This is a genomic window from Cedecea sp. NFIX57 (assembly GCF_900177785.1).
Lineage (GTDB): Bacteria > Pseudomonadota > Gammaproteobacteria > Enterobacterales > Enterobacteriaceae > Cedecea > Cedecea neteri_C.
In genome coordinates this window covers 124,077-135,867 of sequence record NZ_FXAS01000005.1, presented here as the reverse complement: position 1 = coordinate 135,867, position 11,791 = coordinate 124,077, and the positions used below count along the sequence as shown (strand labels likewise).

Genomic DNA, 11,791 nt, shown 5'->3' with positions numbered 1-11,791 from the left:
ACATCACTCCATCATCTTCTCAATTGGCAGCACCAGAATGGAGCTGGCACCCAGCGCCTTCAGTTTTTCCATGGTTTCCCAGAACAGCGTCTCGCTGCTCACCATGTGCATCGCCACGCGCTGCTGGTCGCCGGCCAGCGGCAGAATGGTTGGGCGCTCGGCACCCGGCAGCAGGGCAATCACTTCATCCAGACGCTCGGTTGGGGCGTGCATCATGATGTATTTGGACTCGCGGGCCTGAATCACCCCCTGGATACGGGTCAGCAGTTTGTCGATCAGCTGCTGCTTGGCTGCCGGCATTTCCCCGTCGCGCTGGATCAGGCAGGCTTTGGAGCGGTAGATAACTTCAACTTCACGCAGGCCGTTGGCTTCAAGCGTTGCGCCGGTAGACACCAGGTCACAGATGGCATCCGCGAGGCCAGCGCGCGGGGCCACTTCCACCGAGCCGTTCAGCAGGCAGGATTTAAACTGCACGCCTTTCTGGTCGAGGTAGCGCTTTAGCAGGTGCGGATAAGAGGTCGCAATGCGTTTGTTGTTGAGGCTGGCCGGGCCATCCCACGGTTCGTCCACGGCGGTAGCCAGCGACAGGCGGCAGCCGCCAAAGTCCAGGCGACGCAGCGTGTAATAACGCGGATCTTCGCCCTGGGCGCGACGTGTGAGCAATTCTTCTTCGAGGACGTTTTCACCGATGATACCGAGGTCCACTACGCCGTCCATGACCAGTCCTGGAATATCGTCATCGCGAACGCGCAGGATGTCGATAGGCATGTTTTCGGCCAGCGCAATCAGGCGTTGGGTGTGCAGGTTGATTTTTATGCCGCAGCGGGCGAGTAATTCGCGTGAATCATCGCTAAGACGGCCAGATTTCTGCATAGCTATGCGTAAACGGTTGTTGTCGGTCATCGGTAGTTACCCCTTATCAATTCCTGTCTGACGCCCAATAAAAAAGCCCCCGGAAGATATCTTCCGGGGGCTTTTTCTCGCGTTCACGCACCACTGGAAGATCTTTTCGTCTCCCAGCACCAATCGCCTGAAAGACTAGTCAGGGTGATAGTGATGATGGTGGTTTTTAAACTGAGCGCGTGTCATAAAATTCTCGTATGAATGACTATTCATTATGTGCCAATTAACGTAAACCAGATGACGCACCGAGCGCAAGGGGTTTTTTCCTCGTTGATTAATATTCTGTAAGGCTGAGGGAATTGTCAGTTCTGCCCGGGTGGCGTAGCCTTAACGGAGAGCTAAATTCACTCGTCAGAAGATAATGCTGCAAGGTCAGGAGACAAGGCATGAAAAGGGTCGCAATAGTCGGGTTGGGGTGGTTGGGAATGCCGCTGGCGCTCTCATTGTCAGCGCGCGGTTATCAGGTTACCGGCAGCAAAACCACGCTGGATGGCGTAGAAGCAGCCCGCATGTGCGGGATCGAAAGTTATCAACTGCATCTGCAGCCGGAACTGGTTTGCGACAGTGAGGACCTGGAAGCGCTGCTGAACGTCGACGCGTTAGTGGTGACGCTGCCCGCCCGACGCACTGGAGAAGGCGATGATTTTTATCTGCAGGCGGTGCAGGAAATTGTCGACAGCGCGCTGGCGCATTCCGTGCCGCGCATTATCTTCACCAGCTCGACCTCCGTGTATGGTGAAGGCGAGGGCAACGTAAAAGAGACGTCTCCGCTTAAACCCGTCACCGCCAGCGGCAAAGTACTTAAAGAGCTGGAAGACTGGCTGCATAAGCTACCGGGGACGTCCGTGGATATTCTCCGTCTCGCAGGGCTGGTGGGGCCGGAACGTCATCCTGGGCGTTTTCTGGCGGGGAAAACGGACGTGGCAAACGGGCAACACGGCGTAAACCTGGTGCATCTGGAAGATGTGATTTCGGCCATCACGCTGTTGCTTCAGGCACCGAAAGGCGGGCGAGTCTATAATCTTTGTGCCCCGGACCACCCAACGCGGGAAGAGTTCTATTCGCGTATGGCGCGGCAAATTGGCCTTGAGGCCCCGTCGTTCCGTAAAGACGCCGCAACTGGCCATGGCAAGCTGATTGACGGCAGCCGTATCTGTAATGAGCTAGGCTTCGACTATCAATATCCAAATCCACTGCTTATGCCTATGCAGTAAATTCAGCCGCCTGTCCGGGAGTGAGTATGAAACCTTTGCTGGAGGTCCTGATCATTCTCGATGCGCTGGATAAAGAAGGGAGTTTTGCTGCCGCGGCGGCAAAACTCTTTAAAACCCCTTCGGCGCTGAGCTACAGCGTGCAAAAGCTGGAAAGCGACCTCAATATTCAAATCCTCGACCGCAGCGGCCACCGGGCGCGCTTTACGCGAACCGGCCAACATCTGCTGGAAAAAGGACGAGAAATTCTGCATTCAGTGCGTGAGCTGGAAAAGCAGGCGATTAAACTCCAGCAGGGCTGGGAGCATGAACTCACCATCGGCGTGGACAATGCTTTTCCCTTTTCCCTGCTGACGCCCTTAATCGAGGCGTTCTATCAAAGCTACAGCGTCACGCGGCTAAAGTTTATCAACGATGTGCTTGGCGGCTCGTGGGAAGCGCTCACGGAAGGGCGGGCGGACATTATTGTCGGGGCGATGAGCGAGCCGCCTTCGCTGAGCGGTTTTGGCTTTACGCTTCTGGGCAGGCTGGAGATCGTCTTTGTTGTCGCCCCACACCATTCGCTGGCAAAAGCGGAGGAGCCGCTGCCACGCCGCCTGGTCAAGCAGTCCCGGGCGGTGGTCGTAGGAGACACCTCCAGAATTGAGTCTGCCAGGGCGCTGCATTTGCTTGAGGAGCAGGAAGCCATCACCGTGTTTGATTTCAAAACCAAGCTCGAGCTGCAAATCAGCGGCATTGGCTGCGGGTATATGCCACGCTATATGGCACAGCGCTATATTGAGAGCGGCGCGCTGGTGGAAAAGCAGGTCGCGGGGCAGGTGCCCTATGTGCCGGTGTGGATAGGTTGGAATGAACAAACGGCCGGGCTTGCCAGCGAATGGTGGCGAGAAAAAATCGTCGCCGACCCGCATATCGCCCAGGTCTATATGCCAGTAGAAAAATAGTGCCTTTTTGACTGGCGGGATTTTACTAACCTGGCTATGTTGAATGGCAGTCAGGCAGTGCGTTATGGCAGCGATGTGCCGGAACGGGCCTATCTTCTTCTGCCGTGCTGGATGTGGGAGGTTTTACTTCCGCCAGGCGCTGAAAAAGAAATTGCCAAAGCTGGCTTTAACATCTTGTCATTGTGCCTTCAAATGGTGCAAAATACGCGGCCTGCAAAAGAGAAAACTAACCGACGTTTAAGAGACGTCGGTTATTTTTTTGCAATCAATTAAGTCAGACAAACGGCATTTGCCAAAAAAACCAAGAGGCCGGGCTTCGTACCGGATAGATACTAGCTTTTAAAAAACGACAGTCGTGTCGCCGAGGAAATTAAGATGGGGCAGATTTTTGCTTTTGCGCAGGCTTTCTCCACTGAGGGAAACAACCATGTCGCTTAACGTCACCGCAGGTGCAAACACCCGCCCAGGTCTGCGTAAGACCCTGACGCTGGTTCCGGTAGTCATGATGGGCCTTGCCTACATGCAGCCGATGACCTTGTTTGATACTTTCGGTATTGTTTCCGGGATGACCGATGGCCATGTGCCGACGGCTTATGCCTTTGCTCTGGTGGCGATTCTGTTCACCGCGCTGAGCTACGGCAAGCTGGTGCGTCGTTTCCCGTCTGCGGGCTCCGCCTATACCTACGCACAGAAATCTATCAACCCTACCGTTGGGTTCATGGTTGGCTGGTCGTCGCTGCTGGACTATCTGTTCATGCCGATGATCAACATTCTGCTGGCAAAAATTTACTTTGAAGCGCTGGTGCCAAGCGTGCCGTCGTGGATATTTGTTGTTGCACTGGTGGCCTTTATGACCATCTCTAACCTGCGCAGCATCAAAACAGTAGCTAATTTCAACACCCTGATTGTGGTGCTGCAGATGGGGATCGTCTCCGTCATCGTCGGCATGATTGTTTATGGGGTTTATCACGGTGAAGGCGCAGCAACGCTGGCGAGTTCTCGCCCGTTCTGGTCCGGTGACGCACACGTTGTGCCGATGATTACCGGTGCAACTATCCTGTGCTTCTCGTTCCTGGGCTTTGATGGGATATCTTCTCTGTCTGAAGAGACAAAAGATGCCGAGCGCGTGATTCCAAAAGCGATCTTCCTGACTGCTTTAATTGGTGGGATGGTATTCATTGTTGCTTCTTACTTCCTGCAACTGTACTTCCCGGACATTTCTCGCTTTAAAGATCCAGACGCATCTCAGCCTGAAATCATGCTGTATGTGGCCGGTAAAACCTTCCAGTGGGGCGTGCTGATCTTCTCCAGCGTGACCGTTCTGGCTTCAGGTATGGCTGCACATGCGGGCGTTTCTCGCCTGATGTACGTGATGGGGCGTGATGGCGTGTTCCCGACTCGCTTCTTCGGTTACATTCATCCGAAATGGCGTACCCCGGCATGGAACGTGCTGCTGGTTGGGGCCATTGCTCTGTTAGCGATTCGTTTCGACCTGGTGACAGCCACTGCGTTGATTAACTTTGGGGCGCTGGTAGCGTTCACCTTCGTAAACCTGTCGGTTATCTCCCAGTTCTGGATCCGCGAAAAGCGCAATAAAACGCTGAAAGACCACTTTAACTACCTGGTTCTGCCAGTGTGTGGTGCTCTGACGGTTGGCGCGCTGTGGATCAACCTGGAAGAAAGCTCGATGATTCTGGGCCTGATTTGGGGCGGTATTGGCCTGGTGTATCTGGCCTGCGTGACCCGCAGTTTCCGTAACCCGGTACCTCAGTACAACGAAGACGCCGCTTAATCGACTTCGATGAAATAGAAAAGGCTCCCTGTGGGAGCCTTTTTTGTGGGCCAAAGAAGTTAACCGACCAGATACTGGGCGTATTCAAACAGCGCTTTCAGCAGCGCCATTTTCTCTTTATCCCCTTCATGCTGGTTATACAGCGCTTCCAGCTCAAGGGCATACGCCTGCAGGGCTTCCTGGGAAAGCACGTCCCGGCGATACTGCAGCCAGCGGTTCTGCTCATCTTCGCTTAACGTCCCCGGCCAGTTGCGCGCACGGTAGTTGAACAGCAGCTTCTCGATGCGCTTATCGGCAAAGGTGATATCCAGCGCCGGCAGATTCTGCGGGTCGGTTTGCAGCACGATGCGCATTGCGGCACGGTCGGCGTCACTAAAGAAGCCGTTGTAAAGCTGGGCATCGACGTTATCGGAAGGCACAAACGGCTCGGCTTCGGCAAACAGTGCCACCACTTTCTCACGCACTTCCGGGTGTTCACGCAGCACTTTCAGGTTATCAAGGCATTGCTGGCGGTTGATGCCGAGGCGTTCGGCATCTTCCGGGCGCAGGGTGTTGGCGACGGCCAGCACCGGGCATTTATTCAGATGCACCAGCTTAATCGGTACCGCTACGTTATCGCCCAGTTCGGCTTTGGGCGTGTAGAGACGTTCACGCAGGGTGTTGGCATCCAGCTCCAGCAGCGGAGAAATATCCCCGGCCAGGTCGACCATTATCACCGCATTGCGGTTGTCCGGGTGCCAGGCCAGCGGCGCTATCCAGCTGGTATTGCCGCGCTGGGCGCCGAACATGCCGGACACGTGGACCAGCGGCTTCATCTGCGGGATATCAATCAGCGTCTGTAACTTCTGCTTTGAGCGATGGCTGTAGAGATACTCAAACAGGCGCGGCTGGCGGGTTTTCACCAGCTGAGCCATTGCGATGGTGGCATAAACGTCTGACATCGCATCGTGTGCGTTAGCGTGTTCAATGCCGTTGGCTTTGGTGAGATGCTCAAGGCGGAAGCTTGGCAGCCCGTCCTCATTTTCCGGCCAGACAATGCCTTCGGGGCGCAGGGCGTAACAAGCGCGCATCACGTCGAGTAAATCCCAACGGGAATTGTCGTTCTGCCAGCTCCATGCATACGGATCGTAAAAGTTACGGTAAAAGATATTCCGCGTCACTTCATCGTCGAAGCGCACGTTGTTGTAGCCCACTACGCAGGTCTTTGGCACCGTGAAGATGTCGTGAATACGCTTCGCGAAGGCTGCTTCATTCTCACCGCGCGCCAGCGCCTGTTGGGGCGTTATGCCGGTGATCATCACGGCTTCAGGCTGGGGCAGGTAGTCATCCGCAGGCTTGCAGTAAAACACTTCTGGTTCGCCAATAACGTTAAATTCGCTGTCGGTGCGAATCGCGGCAAACTGGGCCGGTCTGTCCAGCGAAGGGCTTTTGCCGAAGGTTTCGTAATCGTGAAACAGAAAGGTAGCAAGTGAGGCGGAATCGGACACAGAGGTTACCATTGAGCTAGTTATCATCAGACTCAATGGTAAACCATCTGTCCACGCATCAGAAGGAAAAGCGCGTTTAAGAGACTGACCTTTCCGACTTCATTTCTGCCCCGCTAAGCAGCTGTTTACCCAGCGCGATGCCGCGTTTTTCTACCGTATGGTAAAGCGCGACGGCAATCAGCCAGACGGCAGGCAGCACAATAGCCGTGACGATCAGGAAGCGAATCAGTGAAGGCTGATGGGCAAAACCGGTGTAGCGGACGAGCAGGCCGATGGTGGGGAGGACAATCATCAGGTGCAGTAGGTACACCGAATAAGAGACATCCCCCAGGAACAGGCTAAACCGGCAGGTGAGCAGCTTGCGAGGTGCCGCAGTGATTCGGTGCAGGCGATTTTCCTTTTCAGGCAGCCAGAGCAGCAGCGTCATCCCGGTAATCATCACGCACTCTGCCACCAGCCGCAGATGGGTTTCGGCGATGTGCATCTGCCAGGCAATGACCGGGGCGAGCAGCGCCAGCGCGCAATAGCGCAGATTTTTTTGCATTACCGCGTGGGAAATCAGCATTCCGGCGATAAACAGCGGCAGCTTTATCAGAATCATCGACGGCATCGGAAAGGCGTTGAAGTAGTCCGGGAAGAGCCAGCGAGCCGCCAGGCAAACCACCATCAGCAGCGTAGCGCTTACCGCAAAGCCGTAGCGCATCACCAGCAGCATAATGAACGGGAACAGCAGGTAAAACTGCATCTCCAGCCCGATGCTCCAGTCAGGTAACACGGTGCGGAAAGACCAGGCGGGTAACAGGCCGAAAATAAACGTCAGATGGCTGATAATATTCACGGCAGAGTGGTCGGCATAGCGGCTGCTTGCAGTGGCGGTCGTCGGCCAGGCGCTGGCGATAATATCGCGCATTTCGCCAAACCAGCTGCCAAAAATCAGCGCAACGATCAGCAGCAGATAATAGAGCGGGGCGATGCGAAAGAAACGGCGTAGCCAGAATTTACGAAAAGTATCCGGGCTATTCCATGGCTCTTTTCCCCGACGTTCCTGATAATTTTTTGCCATCAAATATCCGGACAGCAAAATAAATAAATCGACCCCCATCCCCGGGTCGTAAAGAAGGGGAATGCGGCATTGTACCAGCAGGCAAATGTGGCCGAGCAAAACCCAAAGCGAGGCCAGCCCTCGCAGCCCCTCCAGCTCAGGAGACCAGCGTTTACTATCCACCATACTATGACCTTTATGCGTGTATTCTTCGGTCAGAGTAAAAATGAATCAACGCTGCCACAATCAGAATGTCACGCAAACATGGAATATCGGAATAAACGCAGTGTGATGCCAGGGGGAATATATTTAGTACAAATATCATTCACTATTATTGCTAAATATGAAATGTCATATTTTCTTGCAATTTAAAGAAGCAAATTAACAAGAACTCCCGTAAAACGAGCCGCTGTAAATTAAGTCTTTGAGGAAATTCCGTTGAAAACCCGCCTGCTTGTTGCCCTGAGCTTTTTGTCCCTTTCCGTCAATGCTGCTTATGCTGATGATATTTTCCCCCATCAGCCGCAGCCGCCTCAGGTAGAAGCCGGCGCATGGGTACTGATGGATTACACCACCGGGCAGGTGCTGACCGCAGGCAATGAACACGTCCAGCGTAATCCGGCCAGCCTGACGAAACTGATGACCGGCTATGTCGTTGACCGCGCCATCGACAGTAAACGTATTACTCCAGACGACATCGTGACGGTGGGGAAAGACGCCTGGGCAAAAGGTAACCCGGTGTTTGACGGCTCATCGCTGATGTTCATTAAACCTGGCGACCGGGTGACCGTGCGCGATCTCAGCCGCGGATTGATCATCGATTCCGGCAACGATGCCTGCGTTGCGCTGGCAGATTATGTCGCCGGGGGGCAAAAGCAGTTTGTCGCCATGATGAACCACTATGTCGAACAGCTTGGCCTGCACGATACCCATTTTGAAACCGTTCACGGTCTGGATGCGCCGGGGCAGCACAGCTCCGCCTATGATCTTGCCGTTCTGTCCCGCGCTATCATTCACGGTGAACCTCAGTTCTACCATATGTACAGCGAGCGCAGTCTCACCTGGAACGGGATTACCCAGCAAAACCGCAACGGCCTGCTGTGGGATAAATCCCTGAACGTGGATGGCCTGAAAACGGGGCACACCGAAACAGCAGGGTTTAATATTATTGCCTCCAGCGTGCTCGGCCAGCGCCGCCTGATTGCGGTGATTATGGGCGGCCTCAGCTCAAAAGGGCGTGAAGAGCAGGCCCGCAAGCTGCTGCACTGGGGGCAGGATAACTTCGACACCGTGCAGGTCTTGCAAAAAGGCAAACCTATCGGCAGTGAGCACATCTGGTACGGCGACAAGGCCAATATCAATGTGGGCCCGGATCAGGACGTCTTCCTTGCGTTGCCTAAATCAGAAGTGCCAAACATCAAGGCAAAGTATGTGCTGAGCAAACAGGACATGGAGGCTCCGCTGGCAGCCAATACGCAGGTCGGTGAGATCCAGCTGTTTGATGGCGACAAGCTTATCTCCCACTGGCCGTTAGTGAACCTCACTCCGGTGGAGAAGGGCGGGCTGTTTTCGCGTCTCGGCGACTTTATCAGCCGCAAGCTTTAACCCTTTGTCTTGTTGATGAACCGCGCGATTTGCGCGGTTTTTTTGTCTCTGTTTCCTGCGAAGCAGCTCCCAAATCTGGCAGCTTGTACGTCATCTTTAAAAAAGATAGTGTATAAATGTACAGTGCATTTATTCATCAGCGTGGAGGCAGTATGACATTCAAAGTTCAGCATGTTCCGGCGCGTAAAGTGGCCGGCTTTCATCTGGTTGGGCCGTGGGAAACCACGGTTCCTCAAGGTTTTGGGCAACTGGCCATGTGGGCGAAAACCCACAGCCTGCATGGTGACTGGTTGGCCGTTTACTATGACGACCCCGATGTTGTTCCGCCAGAAAAGCTCCGCGTGGACACGGTGCTGGGCGTACCTGAAGAGTTCAAACTACCGGAAAACAGCGAAGGCGTTATTATCACGGCTATTGAGGCAGATACGTACGCCATCGGGCATGCCATCGTAAAAAATGAAGCGTTCCAGGAAGCCTGGGAAACCTTCTTTGACCAGGTAGAAGCTGGCGGTGACTATCAGTTAACCGGCAAACCCTGTTACGAAATTTATCTCAACGACGGCTCGACGTCCGGCGTATGGGAAATTGATATGTATATTCCGGTCGCTAAAGTCTGACAGGAGCTCACCATGACGGAAGCTATCGCAGGATTAAACGTGTTATTCATCGCTGGATATGGCCCCGTTACGCGCGACGTGGCGGCAAGTGCCGGGTTTTATCAGCAGGTGCTCGGCCTGCCGCTGAAAGCGATGGAAGGCAACGAGGACTATCTGGCAACGGAACACGGTGAGCTGGATGGCGTGAAGCATTTTGCGCTCTGGCCGCTCGCTCAGGCGGCACAGTCCTGCTTTGGCATTGACGGCTGGCCAGAGCACATTGTCGCGCCCCAAAGCTGGGTCGAATTTGAAGTAGAAGATGTCGGGCAGGCGACAGAGGTGCTAAAGCAGGCTGGTTACCAGATGCTGGTGGATAACCGTATAGAGCCCTGGGGGCAAACGGTGTCACGTTTGCTCAGTCCCGAAGGGCTGCTGGTTGGCGTGACCGTTACGCCCTGGCTGCGCTAGCTGGCTTGAATCCGGGCGGCATTCTGCCGCCCATTTCTGATATTCAGCAAAGAAATGTGAAATATTCCGCGTAAACGCCCCGCTGTACCTGGCGATATGATTCCTTTGCGAGAAAAACGGGTACAATTTCTTTTTTCTTTTCGGAGAGCCGGGTGTGCGCCCCGACAAATCACTGACCCCGTTTGAGATCCGTATTTACCGCAACTATCGTGTTGCCCACGGTATACGCATCGCCCTTGCTTTTGTGCTGACCTTTGTTCTGGTTCGCCTGCTGAACATCCCTGAAGGCACCTGGCCGCTTATCACGCTGGTGGTGGTGATGGGCCCAATCTCCTTTTGGGGGAACGTGGTTCCGCGCGCCTTCCAGCGTATTGGCGGTACTATTTTTGGCGCGGCCATCGGGCTGATAGCCCTCAAGCTGGAGCTTTTTTCCTTACCGCTGATGATCATCTGGTGCGGGCTGGCGATGTTCCTGTGCGGCTACCTGGCGCTGGGCAAACGTCCCTATCAGGCGTTGCTTATCGGCATTACGCTCTCCGTAGTTGTTGGTGCACCACCGGGGGACATGGAGATTGCGCTATGGCGCAGCGGCGATGTTATCTTCGGCTCGCTTCTGGCCATGTTATTCACCAGCGTTTATCCGCAGCGGGCGTTTATCCACTGGCGTATCCAGATGGCGACCTTCGTGCAGGCATTCAGCAAAATTTATACTGCAGGGTTCTCGCCAAACCTTGTTGAGCGCCCACGGCTGGAGAAGCCCCTGCAGAAAATCCTTAATGATGTGGTTAAGATGCGCGCCCTGATTGGCCCCGCAGGTAAAGAAACCCGTATTCAGAAGTCAGTCTTTGAGGCGATTCAAACTATTAATCGCAACATGGTCTGCACTCTTGAACTGCAAATCAACGCGTACTGGGCAACGCGGGAAAGTCATTTCGTGATGATCAACGCCCATACGCTGCGCGACACGCAGCAAATGACGCAGCGGACGCTGTCGGCCATTGCAAAGGCGCTGTATGAAGGGAACCCTTCGCCTATCTCAGCCAATACCGAGAAACTGAACGAAATTGTTTTTGAACTGCGTCAGCTCATGGAAGAGGGCAAAGGCAGGCAGCTGCAGGAGACGCCTATTCACGGCTACGTCTGGCTCAGCCTTGAGCTCGCCCGCCAGCTTGAGCTGCTGTCGCATCTTATTTGCCGGGCGCTGCGCAAATAGCGCGCGTAAAGCACAGAAATGACAATGCTTGTTTCGATTCAGCAGAATTTGAGGTTAAGATAGGGCAAGCCCGTTAGTGAGACTGACAAAAAATTGTAATCGTCAACCGCTACTACTAAGGTTATGGCGGTTGTCTTAACGAATCCGAGTACCAATTTAGCAGGGGTGTAAAAATGGAAAATATCAAACCTACCTTCCAGGACGTTCTGGAGTTTGTGCGTCTGTTCCGTCGTAAAAACAAACTGCAGCGCGAAATTCAGGACGTAGAGAAAAAGATCCGTGACAACCAAAAGCGTGTGCTGCTGCTTGATAACCTGAGCGATTACATCAAGCCAGGTATGAGCATCGAGGCGGTGCAGGGCATCATCGCCAGCATGAAAACCGACTACGAAGACCGCGTGGATGACTACATCATCAAAAATGCCGAGCTTTCTAAAGAGCGTCGCGAAATCTCTAAGAAGCTGAAAGTGATGGGCGAGCAAAAAGTTGCTGACACCAAGCCTGAATAACTTCAGCGATGAAAAACCGCC

The 11,791-nt window shown here is 54.1% G+C and carries 13 protein-coding genes and 1 other annotated feature; of the genes, 9 read left to right on the top strand and 4 right to left on the bottom strand.

Annotated elements, in window-relative coordinates:
• Positions 1-3 precede the first annotated feature (3 nt).
• Both hisG and hisL read right to left on the bottom strand, forming a co-directional pair.
• Entirely contained in the window at positions 4-903 is a 900-nt protein-coding gene (gene hisG / locus B9Y90_RS05730) for an ATP phosphoribosyltransferase (protein WP_008455029.1), read from the bottom strand.
• A 37-nt stretch (positions 904-940) separates the two neighbouring features.
• Positions 941-1,063: a sequence feature (His leader region), on the bottom strand.
• Entirely contained in the window at positions 1,039-1,089 is a 51-nt protein-coding gene (gene hisL / locus B9Y90_RS26355) for a his operon leader peptide (RefSeq protein ID WP_139827354.1), read from the bottom strand. Its footprint overlaps the feature before it by 25 nt.
• A 200-nt stretch (positions 1,090-1,289) precedes the next feature.
• Here hisL and B9Y90_RS05725 point away from each other — a divergent pair, with 200 nt between their 5' ends.
• The 4 genes from B9Y90_RS05725 to B9Y90_RS05710 all read left to right on the top strand — a co-directional run bounded on the left by B9Y90_RS05725 (position 1,290) and on the right by B9Y90_RS05710 (position 4,850).
• Positions 1,290-2,117: an SDR family oxidoreductase gene (locus B9Y90_RS05725; protein WP_085540523.1), complete on the top strand. Its 828-nt coding sequence runs from the start codon at positions 1,290-1,292 to the stop codon at positions 2,115-2,117.
• A 26-nt stretch (positions 2,118-2,143) separates the two neighbouring features.
• Positions 2,144-3,058: a LysR substrate-binding domain-containing protein gene (locus tag B9Y90_RS05720; RefSeq protein WP_039295089.1), complete on the top strand. Its 915-nt coding sequence runs from the start codon at positions 2,144-2,146 to the stop codon at positions 3,056-3,058.
• 36 nt (positions 3,059-3,094) lie between these two features.
• A complete protein-coding gene (locus tag B9Y90_RS05715) occupies positions 3,095-3,331 on the top strand; it encodes a hypothetical protein (protein WP_039295085.1) in 237 nt (78 codons plus the stop codon).
• Positions 3,332-3,485: 154 nt separating this feature from the next.
• On the top strand, positions 3,486-4,850 hold the full coding sequence (locus B9Y90_RS05710; RefSeq protein ID WP_039295082.1) for an APC family permease: 1,365 nt from the start codon (positions 3,486-3,488) through the stop codon (positions 4,848-4,850).
• Positions 4,851-4,909: 59 nt separating this feature from the next.
• On the opposite strand, the gene sbcB is transcribed toward B9Y90_RS05710, so the two are convergent.
• Positions 4,910-6,337 carry an exodeoxyribonuclease I gene (sbcB, locus tag B9Y90_RS05705; protein ID WP_085540586.1) on the bottom strand — a complete coding sequence of 476 codons (1,428 nt, stop codon included), beginning with the start codon at positions 6,335-6,337 and terminating at the stop codon, positions 4,910-4,912.
• 76 nt (positions 6,338-6,413) lie between these two features.
• Entirely contained in the window at positions 6,414-7,565 is a 1,152-nt protein-coding gene (locus tag B9Y90_RS05700; RefSeq protein ID WP_085540522.1) for an acyltransferase family protein, read from the bottom strand.
• A gap of 252 nt (positions 7,566-7,817) precedes the next feature.
• Here B9Y90_RS05700 and dacD point away from each other — a divergent pair, with 252 nt between their 5' ends.
• The 5 genes from dacD (at position 7,818) to B9Y90_RS05675 (ending at position 11,770) form a co-directional block, all read left to right on the top strand.
• Entirely contained in the window at positions 7,818-8,984 is a 1,167-nt protein-coding gene (gene dacD / locus B9Y90_RS05695; RefSeq protein WP_039295076.1) for a serine-type D-Ala-D-Ala carboxypeptidase DacD, read from the top strand.
• Positions 8,985-9,136: 152 nt separating this feature from the next.
• The gene (sbmC, locus tag B9Y90_RS05690) at positions 9,137-9,601 is read left to right on the top strand and encodes a DNA gyrase inhibitor SbmC (RefSeq protein WP_085540521.1); all 465 of its coding nucleotides are present in this window, start codon (positions 9,137-9,139) and stop codon (positions 9,599-9,601) included.
• A 12-nt stretch (positions 9,602-9,613) separates the two neighbouring features.
• On the top strand, positions 9,614-10,048 hold the full coding sequence (locus tag B9Y90_RS05685) for a VOC family protein (protein ID WP_085540520.1): 435 nt from the start codon (positions 9,614-9,616) through the stop codon (positions 10,046-10,048).
• A 154-nt stretch (positions 10,049-10,202) separates the two neighbouring features.
• Positions 10,203-11,261, top strand: coding sequence for an FUSC family protein (locus B9Y90_RS05680; protein WP_039295067.1), 1,059 nt, complete (start codon positions 10,203-10,205; stop codon positions 11,259-11,261).
• Between the two features lie 173 nt (positions 11,262-11,434).
• The gene (locus B9Y90_RS05675) at positions 11,435-11,770 is read left to right on the top strand and encodes a DUF496 family protein (protein WP_039295064.1); all 336 of its coding nucleotides are present in this window, start codon (positions 11,435-11,437) and stop codon (positions 11,768-11,770) included.
• Positions 11,771-11,791: the final 21 nt, after the last annotated feature.

Bases quoted from the DNA above. Each gene is read 5' to 3' on its own strand.
- sbmC (WP_085540521.1), top strand. From the start codon at position 9,137: ATGACATTCAAAGTTCAGCATGTTCCGGCGCGTAAAGTGGCCGGCTTT.
- B9Y90_RS05685 (WP_085540520.1), top strand. From the start codon at position 9,614: ATGACGGAAGCTATCGCAGGATTAAACGTGTTATTCATCGCTGGATAT.
- B9Y90_RS05715 (WP_039295085.1), top strand. From the start codon at position 3,095: ATGTTGAATGGCAGTCAGGCAGTGCGTTATGGCAGCGATGTGCCGGAA.
- B9Y90_RS05675 (WP_039295064.1), top strand. From the start codon at position 11,435: ATGGAAAATATCAAACCTACCTTCCAGGACGTTCTGGAGTTTGTGCGT.
- hisG (WP_008455029.1), bottom strand. From the start codon at position 903: ATGACCGACAACAACCGTTTACGCATAGCTATGCAGAAATCTGGCCGT.
- B9Y90_RS05725 (WP_085540523.1), top strand. From the start codon at position 1,290: ATGAAAAGGGTCGCAATAGTCGGGTTGGGGTGGTTGGGAATGCCGCTG.
- B9Y90_RS05710 (WP_039295082.1), top strand. From the start codon at position 3,486: ATGTCGCTTAACGTCACCGCAGGTGCAAACACCCGCCCAGGTCTGCGT.
- B9Y90_RS05700 (WP_085540522.1), bottom strand. From the start codon at position 7,565: ATGGTGGATAGTAAACGCTGGTCTCCTGAGCTGGAGGGGCTGCGAGGG.
- B9Y90_RS05720 (WP_039295089.1), top strand. From the start codon at position 2,144: ATGAAACCTTTGCTGGAGGTCCTGATCATTCTCGATGCGCTGGATAAA.